The sequence below is a fragment of the Sorangium sp. So ce363 genome, from assembly GCF_051520435.1.
In the GTDB taxonomy this organism is placed as follows: Bacteria; Myxococcota_A; Polyangia; order Polyangiales; family Polyangiaceae; genus Sorangium; species Sorangium cellulosum_B.
Genome location: NZ_CP150333.1, coordinates 4,512,463 through 4,527,863, shown reverse-complemented (window position 1 = coordinate 4,527,863; position 15,401 = coordinate 4,512,463). Strand labels below are relative to the sequence as shown.

The window sequence follows — 15,401 nt, the reverse complement described above, 5'->3', positions numbered from 1 at the left end:
AATCAACAACCACGTTGTACAATCGACAACATGGCGAAGCCGAACCTGGAGGCGCTGCTGTCGGTCGCGCTCGATCTCACGACGTCGCTGGGCGCCGAGGATCGGTACCGGCGCCTGCTCGAGGCGGTGCGGCACGTGGTGCCGTGTGATGCGGCGTGCCTGATGCGGTATCAGGACGGCGTGCTGGTGCCGCTCGCGGCGCACGGGCTCGCGCCGGAGGCGCTGGGGCGCACGTTTTGCACGAAGGCGCACCCTCGGCTCGACATCCTCTGCCACGCCGAGGCGCCGGTGCGCTTCGCGCCGGACACCGAGCTGCCGGATCCGTTCGACGGGCTGCTCGCGTCGGACGCGACCGCGCTGGCGCACGTGCACGCGTGCCTCGGGTGTCCGCTGCGGGTCGAGGGCACGCTCATCGGGCTCCTGACGGCCGACGCGCGCGACCCGCGCGCCTTCGAGGGGGTCGACGCGGCGACGCTCTCCTGGCTGGGCGCGCTGGCCGGCGCGGCGGTGCGCACGAGCCAGCTCATCGACGCGCTCGAGCACAGCGCCGAGCGGCTCGGCCTGGTCGCCGACGATCTCCGGCGGGCGGCGGAGCGGGAGCGGGGCGCGAGCCTGCTCGGGACGAGCCCGGCGATGCAGCGGCTGCGCGACGAGATCGCGCTCGTGGGGCCGTCGGATCTCACGGTGTTGATCACGGGCGAGACGGGCGTGGGGAAAGAGCTCGTGGCGCGCGCCGTCCACGCGGCGTCGGGGCGGCGGGGCGAGCCGCTGCTCCACGTGAACTGCGCGGCGCTGCCCGAGTCGGTGGCGGAGAGCGAGCTGTTCGGGCACGTGCGCGGCGCGTTCACCGGGGCGGAGCAGAGCCGGCCGGGGAAGCTCGAGGTGGCGGACAAGGGCACGCTGCTCCTCGACGAGATCGGCGAGCTGCCGCTGTCGATCCAGCCGAAGCTGCTGCGGGCGCTGCAGGAGGGCGAGGTGCAGCGGGTCGGCGCCGATCGGTCGCTGCGCGTCGACGTGCGCGTCGTGGCGGCAACGAACCGCGATATCGAGCGGGAGGTGGCCGAGGGGCGCTTCCGGGCCGACCTGTTCCACCGGCTCAACGTCTATCGCCTCGCGGTGCCGCCGCTGCGCGAGCGGAGGAGCGATATCCCGCTGCTCGCCGGCCACTTCTGCGACGAGGCGCGCGCGCGGCTCGGCGTCGGGCCGGTGCGGCTGACGAAGGCGGCGCGCGAGCTGCTCGCGGGCGGCGCCTGGCCGGGGAACGTGCGCGAGCTGGAGAACACGGTGTTCCGGATGGTGCTGCAGGCGTCGCGGGGCGTGCCCCGCGGGGCGCCCGTGGTCGTCAAGCCAGCCCACCTCGGGGTCGACGTCGCCGCGGCGGCGGAGCCCGCGCCGCGCGAGGACGACGCGGAGAAGGCGACGCCCGCCGCGGCGGCGGCGCCGCTGAACGAGCAGGTCGACGCGTTCCAGCGCGGGCTCATCGAGCGGGCCGTGGCGCAGCACGACGGCAACTGGGCCGCCGCGGCGCGATCGCTCGGGATGCACCGCAGCAACCTGCACCACCTCGCGAAGCGGCTCGGGCTGCGCTGAGGCGAACGGGGACGGCGAAGCGCCGCCGTCGCGCCGGGGCCTCCGGGTGAGGTATCCTCGGCCGCACGCGCCGCTCCCCTACCCCGGCGCCGTCGCGGAGGCCCTCCCCATGTTCAAACGCATCGCGCACGTCTGTCTCAACGTGAGGGATCTGCAGCGCTCGGTCGACTTCTACGGCAAGCTCGGGTTCGCCACCAAGTTCAGCTTCACCCGCGAAGGCGCGCCGTTCGGCGCTTACCTCGAGATCGCCGACGGCAACTATATGGAGATGTTCGAGGACCGGAACCTCGGCGAGGTGGTCAATACCGGGATCGCCCACTTCTGCCTGGAGACCGACGACATGGACGCCGTGATGGCGACGCTGAAGAGCCGCGGCGTCCCGTTCACCGAGAAGAAGCTCGGCTGCGACAACACGTACCAGATCTGGCTGGCGGACCCCGACGGCAACAAGTTCGAGGTGCACCAGTACACGCCGGCCAGCACGCAGTACACCGGAGGGGTGATCGAGGCGGACTGGTAGGTAGCCGGCCACCGGGGCGGCAGCCGGAGTTGGATGGAGGGGCGCTCCCCCGTCTGCTCGTGGCGCGAGGCGAGGAGATCGGCGGGCTCATCGGTCCAGAGGAGCGGTGGAGCGGTGGACAGAGGAGCAGCCGAATGGCAACCCGAGTCCATGGACAACCGAATCTCAGGTCGCCCGTGGGCCCGGCGCGGGGCGGCTCAGGTGCTCTTGGTTTTCGCCGGCGCGGGCGCGCTGGCCTCCTGCTCGCCCAAGCGCGCCGAGGTCACACCGCAGCCAGCGCCCACCGACAGGATCCTCACCGGCGCCGACGCGCTGGGCGACTGGACAACGGACGCGCCGGGCGTGAAGCGCAAGATCACCGTCGCCGACCTCCCCGCGCCCAACGAGGGCGAGTCGGTGACCAACAGCCCGAGCAAGGCAGATCGTCCAGCCGGTGCGTTCCCCAAAGTCCCGTCGGGATTCACCGTCACCGAGCTCGCCACGGGTCTGGAGAAGCCGCGCGTCGTGCAGGTGGCGCCGAACGGCGACGTGTTCGTGGCCGAGAGCGCGGCGGACCGGGTGCAGGTGCTCCGGGACACGGACGGCGACGGTAAGGCCGATGTCCGCAGCGTCTACGCCGAGGACCTGAACCGCCCCTTCGGCATCGCCTTCTATCCGAGCGGGACCGAGGCGCCGACGCACGTCTACATCGCGAACACCGACAGCGTGGTGCGGTTCCCTTACAAGGCGGGCGACACCAGGGCCAGCGGCCCGGCCGAGGCGCTGGTCACCAACATCCCCTCGGGCAAGGAGGCGGTGGGCGGCGGCGGCCACTGGACCCGCGATATCGTCTTCAGCAGGGACAACCAGCGAATGTTCGTGTCCGTGGGCTCCCGCTCCAACGTCGATGACGACGACGACGAGATCCGCCGCGCGTGCATCCTGGCCTTCACGCCCGACGGCAAGAACGAGGCGCTCCATGCGTCAGGCATCCGCAACCCGGTCGGCCTGGCCATCGAGCCGGCGACGGGCGCGCTCTGGACCAGCGTGAACGAGCGCGACGAGCTGGGCGACAACCTGGTCCCCGACTACGTGACGCGCGTGCAAGAGGGCGGCTTCTACGGCTGGCCCTGGTACTACCTCGGCGGGCATCAGGATCCGCGGCACGAGGGCAAGCGCCCCGAGCTCCGGGACAAGGTCGTCGTGCCGGACGTGCTGATCCAGTCGCACTCGGCCTCCCTCGACCTCTGCTTCTACACGGGCCAGCAGTTCCCGGCCGACTACCAGGGACACATCTTCGCGGCGGAGCACGGCTCGTGGAACCGCTCGCGGCGCACCGGATACAAGGTGATCCGCATCCCGGTCAAGGACGGCAAGGCGGCGGGATATTACGAAGACTTCATGACCGGCTTCGTCACGAGCACCGGCGACGTGTGGGGTCGTCCGGTCGGCGTCGCGGTGGCCAAGGACGGCGCGCTGCTGGTGACCGACGACCAGAGCAACACCGTGTGGCGGGTGGCCTACCGCAAGTGAGACCACGATGCGGCGCGGCCGGGGGTCTTCCAGCGCGCTCAGCGCGGGCGGCGCTTCGGGCGACCGAGCAGCAACCCCAGCGCCGCGAGGAGGAAGCCCGCCTGGGCGCCAGAGTCGCTCGTGTCGTTGCCCACGGCGCAGCTGCAGCCGGAGCTGGAGCTTTCTCCTCCTGTCGAGTCGCCGGTTCCCGAGCTGGCGTCCTGTCCGTTCGCCCCCCCGGACGCGGTGTCCATCGCGCCGCCGCTGCCTGCGCTGCCGCCTGAGCCACTTACCATGACCCCGCCCGCGCCTCCGGTTCCGGGCTCGCCCCCCGCGCCTCCGGCTCCGGGCTCGCCCCCCGCGCCTCCGGCTCCGGGCTCGCCACCCGCGCCTCCGGCTCCGGCCGCGCCACCTGCGCCTCCGGTGTCGCTGCCGCCGGGGACAGCGCCGGGACAAGCTGCCGTCTCTGGATCCTGACCACCGGCCGTATCGAGGCCGAAATAAGCGGCGACGGCGGGTCCGTCGAACGGCACAGCGTGCCCGACGCCGTCCATCGAAAAGGCCTCATAGACCGTGTAGCCGCAAGAGCTCTTCCAGGACTGGCGCGTGGTTCCGCGCTTTGGCGTGTCGGTCCCATCCGGGGTTTCGCTCAACCCCAGGAGGTTCGTCCACTCTTTGACGTCTTCAGCCATGTTCTTGTAGCTGAGGATCGTGTCGGCGGTGCCATGCCAATGCTGCAGGCGCGGGCGATGGCCGGTGTAGCCGGGATAGTACGAACGAACGAGGTCTCCCCACTGCTGCCCGGTCTTCGTGACGTTGCCGCCCCCGCAGGGCCCGCTCCACTGGGCCGAGCTCCCCGTCCCGGTGACGTCGTTGTAGCCCTCGGCCCAGCAGCCACACGGAACGCCCATGAGCGACACGCCGGCCATGAACACGTCGGGGTACACGCCGAGCAGCGCCTCGGTCATGATGCCGCCCGATGACCCGCCGACCGAGTACACGCGGCCCGCATCGCCGCTGTACTTCGCCAGCGTGTATTTCACCATCTGGACGATGGCCCCCGTGTCGCCGCCGCCGCCGTGGGCGAGCGATCTCGTCGATCCCGCGTCCCAGCAGTTCTGCCCGGTGGCCTCCGGGAAGATCATGATGAAGCCGCTGGTGTTCGCTATGGAAACCAGGCTCGACATCTCGCTGAACGTCCCCTGGCCATTTCCCTGACAATGATGGGGAGCGACGACGATGGGCGGTTTGGTCGCCAGCTTGTCAGGCACGTAAATGTACATGTTGACATAGCTGGGCAGGCCGTCCGCCCCCCATTCGCTCTGGTTGACTTTTTGTAGCGATGCCCCGCGCGCAGGCAGCGCAACGAGCAGCGCCAACGAGAGCGACGCGAGCCCGAGGACGTGACTTTTGAATTGGTCCATCGAACAGAGACTCCATGTCAACGACAACCTGGCACGCGAGCCAGTACCGCTTTGTTTCGCGCACTCTGGAGCGACAAAGTGGTTGAAACCCTGAGAAAAAGCAGAAATTTCACAGGGAGGCGAGGAGGCGGGGAGCGAGAGACGGCGAGAAGGAGAGATTCTTTTTGTCTTCCTCCCCGCCTCCTCGCCTCCCTGTGAAATCTCTCCGGGTTTCAACACGATTGGTGTTCTAGAACTGACTCAGGAACGTCCATACTTCCTGGGGCATCCACGACATCTGCTGCCCGCCGTCGTTCGGCGACGGAGTATGACCGCCGTCGTAGTCACACCAGCGGGTGGGGTGCCCCGCGGAGCAGCCCTTGTAGTCCGAGCAGGCGTGGCCACCTCTGGGCGCCTTGGCCAGGGCCTCCACCATGCATCCATTTTGCTTGGCGAAGAAATCGCTGTTGGAGGTTTGTCCGGCTCCGCCGCTCTCCTGCTGACCCAGCGAAGACATGAAGGCGACCGGCTGACAGCTCGCCGGCCGGGGGAGACCGCCGCCGGAGTGGACCACCGCGGCGCGGTAAACGTCCGGACGCGCGCAGGCCAGCGTCCACGCCATGGCACCCCCCTGGCTGAAGCCTTCGAGCTCGATGCGCGAGGTGTCGATGCAGAGATCACCCGTGACCTGCTCGAGGATGTCGTCGACGAAGGTCACATCGTCGTCGGCTGACCAGAACCCGCCGACAGCGTCGGGCGCGATGAAGATGGTGCTCCCTTCGGAGAGCGACCAGAGCCCGAAATACGAGGGCGCGACTTGGCCGCTGTTGCCCGTGGCCCCGTGGAAGGAGAGAATGAGCCGGTACGGGTGGCCGTTGTCGTAATCGTCGGGGACGTGCAGGGTGTACTTGCGGCTCTTCCCGCCGCTCTGCACGGTGCCGGCGCCGTTCTGAAGCGTGCGCATCTTGCCGCAGCCCGCGGACTTCACCGCATCACCGCCACCTCCGCCCCCGCCCCCGCCGGCCTCACCTGTCCCGGCGCCGCCCGCGCCGCCCGTTCCACCCGAGCCCGCTCCACCGGCGCCGGCGGTCGCTCCGCCGCTACTGGCTGCTTCGCCGCTGCTCGTGCCGCCGGAAGCGCTGCCCGACCCAGCGGTTACGCCGGTCGACGCCCCGCTGGCGGCCGACACGCTCGAGCTGCTCGCGCCCGCAGCTTGTGCCGCGTCGCCGCTCTCTTCGCTGCACGCCAGCATCGCGACGCTCGAGAGCAAACAGAAGACATGGAAGCGACTGACGGCTTTCTTTTCGTAGTGCACGATGCCCCTCTGGTTGCGTTACGTCTGCGCGAAGCGCTCACTCGATGCCGACGACGGCGAACGGCGAGATTGGCGGACAGGTGGTTGCCAGATGTTCCGCGCCTGGAGTGCGCCCTGATGTCACCCCAGCCGAGCCCAACTGCTGCTCCTCCTTTCCCCCGGCATGCGCCTCGTCCGGAGCCACGGCGCGACCGTCAAGGTGAACGCGCAGAAGGACGCAAGACCCGGTGCGCATGGCGGCCCATCCAGGGGAAGGCAAAAGAAGCTTCGGAGCGCCGAATGTGAACGCTCACATGTTCGGCGTCAATCACAAACTGGCGCGGCGAGCGTCGACGATCGTCGGCGAGCGCGAGGCCCGCGCCCGGCGGGGACCGGAGCTGGTGGCGCGGCATGACCGCGCCTTCGAGCCTCACGCTCGCGTCTCCGCCCCCATTCGCACCGACGCGTTGCGGCGCGGGCCTGCCGCGCCGACGCCGCCCGAGGGGCGAGCGGCGGCGGATCCCGGACGCCGCGGCGCGGTGGCCACGGCGGGAGAGCGCGCAGGCGACCGGCCGCCCGCCGCGTCACGCTCACTCCGTCGAGGCTCCGCACGCGTGCTGCGGCGCGCTGACGTAGGCCTGACCGAGCTCGTTGAGCTCGCCGTCGTCGCCGAGCAAGCTCGCGTGCCGGACGTTGTCGGCGCGGCCCGAGAACCACGCGTACTTCGCGATCCGGGGCTCGTTCTCGAGGTACGCCAGCGCGTCGACCAGGAACTCCTTCTGCTCGGCGAGGGAGCCCGCGCTGTCGCAGGCGAACTCCGTGAGCCAGAGGGGCTTGTCGAACCGTGACTTGTACGTCTCGACGTGGTTGATGAGCCACTGGGCCTGGTTGTCGCCTTCTCCCTTGCAGCCGGTGTAGATGTGGATGCCGATGTAATCGACCCGGCACCCGCTGCACGCGGCGAAGAAGTCGTCCAGGTACTTGAAGGGATCGGTCTCCTGGCAATCGCCGCCGCAGAAGTTCACGGCCGGCGACACGAGCGCGAGGCCGCGCGCGTCGGCCACCGCCTCGACGTGCGGCCAGAGCGCCGCGGCTTCGGCCGCGGAAAGGTCAGCCTGCGCCCCGAAGTTCGGCTCGTTGAACCCCAGCAGGAACCTCGCCCCCTCGGGGATCTCGGAGGCGATTCGGCCGGCGGCGGCGCTGTCGAGGTTGCCCCCGCCCCACACCATCGGTACGTACTCGACGCCGAGCGTCCTGTAATGGTCGGGCCGGACCCCCTCGTCCGGCACATGAGTCCAGTTGTACCACCAGGACACAGCCGGGGAGAGGACATCCATGTCCGCCTTCGAGTGATAGCCATACGCGAGGCCGCGCTTGCAGCCCTCCGGCACAGGGCCGCCGCTGCCGCTCGAGCTTGCTGCGCCGCCGCCGCTCGAGCTTGCTGCGCCGCTGCTGCTCGCGCTGCCCGCGCCGGCGCCGCTCGAGCTTGCTGCGCCGCTGCTGCTCCCGCTACCTGCGCCGGCGCCGCTCGAGCTTGCTGCGCCGCTGCTGCTCGCGCTACCTGCGCCGGCGCCGCTCGACCCCGACGACGCCTGTGACTCGTCGTCGCTGCCAGAGCACGCCGGCACGCCGGCGAAGGACGCGATCGCGGCGATGAAGACCCACCGCACCGGAAGCTGACGGAGATTGTGCATCGTGTTCCTCGGTTTCATGGGGCTCATTCGGGCAGGCGCATCGAGAGCATGGCGTCGATCGAGCCGCGCGAGAGCCCGCCCGGCAGATCGGGGAGCATCTCGGCCGCGGCGGAGGGGATCCTCTCGGGGTGGATGACCGCGACCTGGATCGTGCGCTGCGCCTCATCGAGCAGGATCATGAAGTAGCGATCGCCGCTGGGCCGGCGCCACGTGGGGCAGCCGTCCGAGGGCCCGCCGGCCTCGATGACGGGCCCCTTGTCGTAGGCCTTTTGCGCGCACGCATCCACCACCTCGACATCCTCGGCGAACTCGTCACGATCACAGCCGGTCCCGCAGACGCTGCCGCCGATGTGCCCCTCCTGGTACGAGCGGACACCGGTGCTCATGAACTCGCGGTTGCTGTACTCGTTGTTGTCCATCACGACCTCGAACACGTTGATCTCGCCGCAGCCGTCGCCGACGGTGCCCGTCTTCGAGTAGCAGTTGCAGAGCCCGTTCCACTTGCGGCCGCCGTCGCGAATGAGCTCGGACGCGACGAACGCGACCCACGGGCCGGGGTGGCCCTGCCCATCACCGTCGCATTTCTCGACGCCCGCGTCGTCGAACGTCATCGACGCCAGGAAGACAACGAGCTTCGAGCCCGCCCAGCCGAGGTGCATGATGCCCGGATCGTCGGGACAGTAATAATCCTTGCCGTCACCGCACGCGAAGGGCTTGTTCTGCGTGAAGTACGTGACGCAGTCCTTCTTCGTGAGGTCGCCCGTGAAGTCGGCGGAGGTGTTCTGCCCTTCCGTGACGAGCAGATTGGAGCCCGCGCCGACCTTCGCGTCCCACGACGAGACCATCTGCCATGCGGCAGGGTCGCTGCCAGGCTGATAGACGGCGAGCTGCTTCACGCGGATCGCCTTCATGATGAGGGTCATCTCTTCATCGAACGGGGCGAGCTCGTCGCTCGTCGTGTGATGCTCCGTCATGCAGCAGTGCCCGCCCCAGGTGTCGTCGCCGTCCTTGTAGTCGCACGCCGGGTCGCCCGGCTCGCGGTCGATGCGGCGGGGCCACCAGCCGGTCGCGCCGATGTTCGTGAACGTCATCGTCCCGCCGCGCGTCGGCGTGCTCGTCTCAGGGACGTGGGGGCCGAGACCTCCGCCCGCGCCCGCGCCCGTGGTGCTGGCGGACGAGCCTGCGCCGGCGCCCGCCGTGCTGGCGGACGAGCCTGCGCCGGCGCCTGTCGTGCCGGTGGACGGACCTCCGCTCGCCTGGCCCCCCTGGCCGCCCTGGCCGCCGACATCACCTCCGTCACCGCAGGCGCACGCGAGGAGGACGAGAGCAGCCTGCACGATCAACGAGGAGCGCTTCATGCCCGTGACTGTCTCCGGGGCGCGCGCGTTCCGTGATGGAAAACAGAGGGTCAGAGTCGATAGGTCATCGCGAGGCCCACATGCGCGCCGTCGGGCTCCGACTCGACTAGAAGCGCGCTCGCACGCCGGCGGACAGCCACCCCACCGTGAACTCCGCGTCCACCCCGGGATCCCTCGGCGGCGGGGCAGCGGGAGCGGCGGCGCCAAGGCCCTTCGGCTCGTCGAACGCGAAGAGCCCGAACCCCACGGCGGCGGCCAGGAGCGACACCCCGCCGGCGACGGCCGCCGCCGCGCCGAGACTGCCGCGCGCGTCGACCGCGGCGTTGTAGCGATCCCGCTCCGACGGCGTGAGCGAGCCCGCGTCCTTCCTGTCCCGCAGCTCGACCGCCTCGCTCTGGCTCGCGAGAGCGAGGCCCCCGAGCACGCCGGTCGCGACGGCGCCCGCCGCGCCGACGCCGAGCACCGTCCACGCGGCGACGCGGCGGGACGTCATGCGCAGGTTGGCGTCGAGCCCCACGGCCTGCTCGCGCGTCACGCGGAGCTCCCGCCGGAAGAGCTCGTAGCCAGGCAGCGAGACCTCGACCCCATGAACCCCCGGCTCGATCGCGATCGCGCCCGCCGTCGGCACCGTCCCCCTCACCTGCCCGTCCACCGCGATGCGCGCGCCGCCCGTGCCCGTCACCCGCAGCTGCGCCGGCTTCACGCGCAGCACGACGTGCCGCGGCATCAGCTCACCGGCGACCGCGACGACCGTGAGCTCTTCCTCGTCGTGCCCCGCCGCCTGCACCCGCACGCGGTGCGGGCCAGGAGCGACCGGCGCCACGAGCGGCGCCGCGACGAACGGCTGGCCATCCACCGACACCCGGGCCCCCTCGGCCGGCGACGACAGCAGGAGCCGCGTCCCGCCCGCCGCCGGCCTCGCGGCCGCCGCGGCGCCGCCGCCCGGCGCCGTCGCGCCCTCGCCGCCCGCCGCCTCCGCGCCCTCGCCGGGGAGCCGCGCCTCCAGCGGCACGAGCGACCCAAGGGCCGTCACCGCCTCCTCGCGGCGCGTCGCCTTCGGATCCTGGCGCAGGTACTCGCGGTAGAGGGCGATCGCGCGGCGCAGCGCATCCGGCGACGGCTCCGTGAGGTGCTGCCGCCGGAACGCTTGCGCCGCCGAGAACAGGAGCGACGGGCTCGGCACGCGCTCGTGCGCCTCCAGGAACGCCTCCGCGGCGACCTGGTACTGGCCCGCCTCGTAGGCCTGCGCGCCGGCGTTGAAGTAGCTCTCCGCCTGCGCCACCTGCTCGGGCGTCGGGCGCGCGCCCGCCTGGGCCGCGGCGGGCGCCGCGGCGAGGCTCAGCGAGGCCCAGGCGAGCAACGGACCGAAGAAACGCACCGCCGCCCTCATTGCAGCACCGGCTTGCCGCGGAACACCTTCAGGAAGGCGGAGCTCATCCCCACCGCGAGATCGTCGACGCCATCCCCATCGACGTCGCCCGCGACCAGCGCGACGAAATCGCTGCCGGCCTCCGGCGGAGGCCCGGGGAACGCGGTCTCGATGCGGCGCAGCGCCCGCGCGCCGGCGTCGAGATCGTAGAGCTCGAGCCGCCCGGGCCCGGCCACGGCGACCTCGAGCGCGACGTCGGCGTCGGCGTCGAGCAGCGCCACGGCGAGGCCCGCGCAGACCTGGTCGCCCTCGCAAGGCTCCGGCGCGATGAGCGCCGTCTCGTCGAAGCCCCCGCCAGCGCGGCCCCAGAGCGCGACGATCTCGCCGCTCTCCGCGCGGGCGAGGAGATCCTGCCGCCCGTCGCCGTCCAGATCCGCGACGAGCGGGCGCGGCGCGTACTTCGGTGGGTTCACGTCCTCCACGATGGCCTTGAACACGTGCGCCGTCTCCTGCCGGGCCGCCTCGACCAGCTTCTCGCCGTCAGCCGCGTACAGCGCGAGCTCGCCGTCGTTCAGCCACACGAGCTCGTCCCGGCGGTCGCCGTCGGTGTCGATCGGCGCGAGCACGCACGCCTCGCACGGCGGCGCCCCCTCGCCGGGCCGGCCGGACGCCTCGGCGCGCAGGTTGTCCCCCTCCGGTGAGACGGAGATCAGCCAGATCTGCGTGCCTTCGGGCACGGGACCGGGCGCGCCCTCGACGGCGAGCTCCGTGATCGCGGCGAGGCGCTGCTGGGGTTCGCCGTCGGCCCCGACCGCGAACATGCCGCCCGCGACGCCGAGGAGCCGCACGGGCAGGATGGAGCTCGGCGCGCCAGGACCAGGCGGCATGCCCTCCGGCGCTCCGGGAGGCGCGGCGAAGTAGAACGGCGCGCGGATGAGGCGATCGCGGCCCCCCTCGATGAGCGCCAGCCCGGAGCCGGAGCCCACCGGCGCGTCGGGCGGCCGCGGGAGACCGCGCAACGCGAAGAGCTGGGCTCCCGTGGCCTCCTGGAGCACGCGGCCCGCGACGAGGCCGCTGGCGAGATCGAGGCGGCCGTGCCCGGCCGGCGCGGAGGGCGCGGCGAAGGCGTTGCCGTACGCGATGTCGAGCCGGGTCGAGGGCTGCGGCGACGACGGCCGCGCCTGCTGATCGAAGTAGGCGATGTCGTTCACCCGGTCGCCGTCGAAGTCGCCGACGGCGAGGTAGTGGGGCGGGCACTGCGTCGCGACGCGCTGCGTGTAGAACGTGCCGTCCGAGGCGCCGGTGTAGACCGTGATGTCGGGCAGCTGCGTCTCGGTGGCGACGACATCGAGGTGGCCGTCGGCGTTCACGTCGGCGGCGATCGCCTCGCACCCTCCGCCGATCGAGCCGCAGACCGGAGACTGGAACGGCGCGCTGGGGCGGCAGTCGAGCGGCACGAGCTCTGGCCCGGGGCGGTTTGCGTCGAAGTCGCCGGCGACGAAGATCCGGTCCGGATCGGCGAGCGCGGCCTCGAGCTCCACGTCGTCGAGCGAGAGCGCGCCCGTGCGCTGGTCGGGCGAGCCGCTCGACGGAAGGCTCGGCGTCGAGTGGAAGCGCCCGTCGCCGAGGCCGTACGCGACGTGGAGCTCGCCGCGGTCGTCGCGGATGGCGTTCACGACGATGTCGAGGAAGCCGTCGCCGTTCTGATCGTGCACGGCGAGCGACGCGTTGACGTCGCGGATCCTCGCGCCGCCGCCGAGCTGCACCTCGGGCAGCGCCGCGAGCGCGCTCGCGCCCGCGGGGCCGCAGACGGCGTAGATGCGGATCCGATCGTCGCCCCGCTTCGCCACGATCGCCTCGTCGCAGGGCTCCGGGTCCGCGGCGGTGTCTCCGTCCAGATCGGCGGCGACCGCGGCCGCGATGTCGCCGGGGGCCACGACGTCGCCGTCGAGCGTCTGCGGCGTCATGGCCGGGTCCGACATCACCGCGATACGGCCGGGGCCGCCGCTCGCCGGCGGCTCGCCGCCCGTACCGCCGCCGTTCGGGCCCCCCGTCGCGGCGGCTGCTCCGAGGAAGATCAGCGCGGCGTCGCGGCCGCGCAGCCGCGCCGACAGGAGGCGCGCGGCCTCGCTGTCGAGGCGCGTGGTCGCGTAGAGCGTGGGCGCCATGGCCGCGCTCTCCGAGGCGGAGAACACGAAGAGGCCGTTCGCGGCGCCCCCCGGCGCGGAGACCACGTCCCCGCGGCCGGCGACGATGAGCTCGAGCTGGCCGTCGCTCGTGAGGTCGCGCAGGATCGGAGCGGGCGACGTCTCCTCGCTCGACGGCGCCCGGGCGATCGGGAGCGCCTGCTCCGCCTGCGCGCACAGCCCAGGCGCCTGGCTGGGGAGCGCCGTGATCGTGGTGCTCTCGAGCGTCGTGTGCACGAGCTCGTCGCAGCCGTCGGCGTTGATGTCGCCGGCCGAGAGCTCCATCGCCGTGACCATGGTGCGCGCCGAGAGCTCCTCGAACACGCCCGTGGGCCGCCGGCAGACGCCGTCCGCGCCGCACCCGTAGCCGCCGGGGCACACGAACCCTTCGGCGCCCCCGCAGAGGTAGCGGCACTGGTGCGCGCTCCCGGGCGCGCCGCAGCCTTCCTGCCCGTCGCAGGCCTCGTCCGGCGCCTCGACGACGCGGTTGCCGCAGACGTCCTCCTCGAGCAGCGAGAGGTTCGCGCAGCCAGCCGCCGCGATCGCCAGGACGATCGACGCTCCGTGAGATGCCTTCATGGTCAGGGTGCTCCGCGGAGGCTGTCGAACGCCGGCTTCTCCAGATCGGTGTGGTGCTTGCGCGGTCGGGTCGCCCGGACGCCCGACGGCGCCGTGGTGGACGCAGTGCTGGCCGCCCCGGCGACCGGCGCGGTCGGCGCCGGTCCACCCGCGGCTGCTCCCGGAGCCGCCTGGGGACCGAGGGGCGCGGCGCCCGCGACGGGCGGCGCGCCGGAAGGATCCGCGGCGCCGGACGGCACGCCGGTGGCGCCCGCGCCGGCCAGCGGCGCGCCGAGGGGGCCCTGGGTGCTGGACGGCCCGCCGGTGGCGTCTGCAGCGCCGAGCGGCGCGCCCGTGGCCGCTGTCGGGGCGGCATCGCGGGTCGAGGCAGCGTCGCCGCCAGGGCGGAGCCACGCGATCGCCCCGGCCATGGTGCCGCCGAGGAGCAGCACCGCGAGCACCCCGGCGCGGCGGGCGCTGGTCCTCGGCGCCCGAACAGGCTCGGCGAGCGGGGCGAACGCCGCCGTCCGGGCGGGCTCGGCGGGCGGGGCGAACGCCGCCGTCTGGCCGATCTCGGCGGGCGCCACCGGGCCCGGCGGCATGGGCTGCGTGCGCCCCGCCGCGACGGCCCCGCTCCCGCCAGGGCTGCGCAGCGTGCCGGAGGAGCCGCCGTTCCCGGAGGCGCCGCTCCGGGACGCGCCGCCCCCGTCAGCGCCGCTGCCCTCCTCCGGATCGAGCGCCTCGACCACGTCGGTCGCCGCCTCGGAGCTGACGTCCTGCGACCCGACGGACACCACGCGCGCGCTGCCCCTGGGCCGCGAGGCGCCCGCGCTGTCGAGCCCATTGAGGCCGAGCTTGCGCACCTGCTCGACGAACGCCTGGACCGCTTGGCCCGCCGACCGCGGGCGATCCTCGGCGCGCTTCGCCAGCATCGCCGTCACCGGGGCGTCGAGCTCGGGCGGGAGGTCCGCGCAGACCTCCGACGCCCGCGGCGGCGGGTGGAGGAGGTGCATCATCATCACGTCCATCATCGACTCGCCCTGGAAAACGAGCGTTCCCGTGAGCACCTCGTGGGCGATCACGCCGAGGGCGTAGATGTCCGAGCGATGGTCGACGCCCTTGCCGCGGACCTGCTCGGGCGACATGTACGCGGGCGTCCCGACGGCGACCCCCGTGGCCGTCTTGTGGGCGAGCGCCTCGTCGGCGAGCTTCGCCACGCCGAAATCGAGCAGCTTGGGGAAGTAGCGGCCGCCCTTCTCGATCGCCACGAAGATGTTCTCGGGCTTCAGATCGCGGTGCGTGATCCCCGCCGCGTGCGCGGCGTCGAGCGCGTCGGCGATGCCCTCGAGGATGGGGACGGCGCGGCCCGGCGAGAGGCGCCCCTCGCGCCGGATCAGCGCGCCGAGCGTGAGCCCGTCGAGCAGCTCCATGACGAAGTAGTGCCGCCCGTCGACGACGCCGAAGGAGAAGATGTCGATGATGTTGCGGTGCCGGATGCGGTTCACCGCGCGCGCCTCGCCGACGAAGCGCGAGACGACGGTCGGATCGGACGCGAACCGCCGGTTCAGCACCTTGATCGCGACCCGCTTGCCGATGAGGGGGTGCTCTCCCGCGTAGACGTCGCCGAACGTCCCCGCGCCGAGCAGCCGCTCGACGCGGTACTCGCCGAGCATCGTGCCCGGCGCCAGCTGCGCGTCGTCCTCGAAGAACGCCTCGTCCGGCAGCAGCGCGTCCCCGTGCTCCGGACAGGTCGCCACATCCTCCGGATAGACCGAGCGACACGCGGGGCAGGTGGCCATCGACCGTCACGCCAGTCTAGGGGCCATCGCCAATGATGAACAGCGCGGCGAAGCGCGCCCGCGCCGACCCTGCTCGCTCGCACCGCCGGGCGACCACGGCGCTAGGGTGAGCCGTCGCGCGCGGCGCTCGATCCGGCCG

11 protein-coding genes are annotated in these 15,401 nt (G+C 72.2%); 4 read left to right on the top strand and 7 right to left on the bottom strand.

Translation table 11 applies throughout. The annotated features are described in order from the left end of the window. Nucleotides 1-30: 30 nt before the first annotated feature. From norR to WMF12_RS17205, 3 genes are all read left to right on the top strand, one after another. Complete coding sequence (gene norR, locus WMF12_RS17215) at nucleotides 31-1,590, top strand: nitric oxide reductase transcriptional regulator NorR (protein ID WP_437872619.1); 1,560 nt, start codon at nucleotides 31-33, stop codon at nucleotides 1,588-1,590. Nucleotides 1,591-1,699: 109 nt separating this feature from the next. Continuing rightward, the gene (locus tag WMF12_RS17210; RefSeq protein ID WP_437872618.1) at nucleotides 1,700-2,110 is read left to right on the top strand and encodes a VOC family protein; all 411 of its coding nucleotides are present in this window, start codon (nucleotides 1,700-1,702) and stop codon (nucleotides 2,108-2,110) included. Between the two features lie 201 nt (nucleotides 2,111-2,311). Beyond that, nucleotides 2,312-3,622 (top strand): PQQ-dependent sugar dehydrogenase, encoded by a 1,311-nt coding sequence (locus tag WMF12_RS17205; RefSeq protein WP_437746733.1) that lies wholly within the window; start codon nucleotides 2,312-2,314, stop codon nucleotides 3,620-3,622. A 38-nt stretch (nucleotides 3,623-3,660) separates the two neighbouring features. On the opposite strand, the gene WMF12_RS17200 is transcribed toward WMF12_RS17205, so the two are convergent. From WMF12_RS17200 to WMF12_RS17190, 3 genes are all read right to left on the bottom strand, one after another. Beyond that, nucleotides 3,661-5,025: an extracellular catalytic domain type 1 short-chain-length polyhydroxyalkanoate depolymerase gene (locus WMF12_RS17200; protein ID WP_437872616.1), complete on the bottom strand. Its 1,365-nt coding sequence runs from the start codon at nucleotides 5,023-5,025 to the stop codon at nucleotides 3,661-3,663. 229 nt (nucleotides 5,026-5,254) lie between these two features. Further along, nucleotides 5,255-6,319, bottom strand: coding sequence for an alpha/beta hydrolase family esterase (locus WMF12_RS17195; RefSeq protein WP_437872615.1), 1,065 nt, complete (start codon nucleotides 6,317-6,319; stop codon nucleotides 5,255-5,257). 569 nt (nucleotides 6,320-6,888) lie between these two features. Further along, on the bottom strand, nucleotides 6,889-7,689 hold the full coding sequence (locus WMF12_RS17190; RefSeq protein ID WP_437873863.1) for a glycoside hydrolase family protein: 801 nt from the start codon (nucleotides 7,687-7,689) through the stop codon (nucleotides 6,889-6,891). On the opposite strand from WMF12_RS17190, the gene WMF12_RS17185 reads away from it, so the two are divergent. Then, complete coding sequence (locus WMF12_RS17185; protein WP_437873991.1) at nucleotides 7,673-7,978, top strand: hypothetical protein; 306 nt, start codon at nucleotides 7,673-7,675, stop codon at nucleotides 7,976-7,978. The genes WMF12_RS17190 and WMF12_RS17185 overlap by 17 nt on opposite strands. Nucleotides 7,979-8,015: 37 nt before the next feature. Here WMF12_RS17185 and WMF12_RS17180 read toward each other — a convergent pair whose 3' ends face one another. The 4 genes from WMF12_RS17180 to WMF12_RS17165 all read right to left on the bottom strand — a co-directional run bounded on the left by WMF12_RS17180 (nucleotide 8,016) and on the right by WMF12_RS17165 (nucleotide 15,262). Beyond that, the gene (locus WMF12_RS17180) at nucleotides 8,016-9,350 is read right to left on the bottom strand and encodes a DUF2403 domain-containing lipoprotein (protein ID WP_437872614.1); all 1,335 of its coding nucleotides are present in this window, start codon (nucleotides 9,348-9,350) and stop codon (nucleotides 8,016-8,018) included. 106 nt (nucleotides 9,351-9,456) lie between these two features. Further along, entirely contained in the window at nucleotides 9,457-10,728 is a 1,272-nt protein-coding gene (locus WMF12_RS17175) for a PEGA domain-containing protein (RefSeq protein ID WP_437872613.1), read from the bottom strand. An 8-nt stretch (nucleotides 10,729-10,736) separates the two neighbouring features. Beyond that, complete coding sequence (locus WMF12_RS17170) at nucleotides 10,737-13,484, bottom strand: FG-GAP repeat domain-containing protein (RefSeq protein WP_437872612.1); 2,748 nt, start codon at nucleotides 13,482-13,484, stop codon at nucleotides 10,737-10,739. Between the two features lie 2 nt (nucleotides 13,485-13,486). Next, nucleotides 13,487-15,262 (bottom strand): serine/threonine-protein kinase, encoded by a 1,776-nt coding sequence (locus WMF12_RS17165; RefSeq protein ID WP_437872611.1) that lies wholly within the window; start codon nucleotides 15,260-15,262, stop codon nucleotides 13,487-13,489. Between the last annotated feature and the right edge of the window lie 139 nt (nucleotides 15,263-15,401).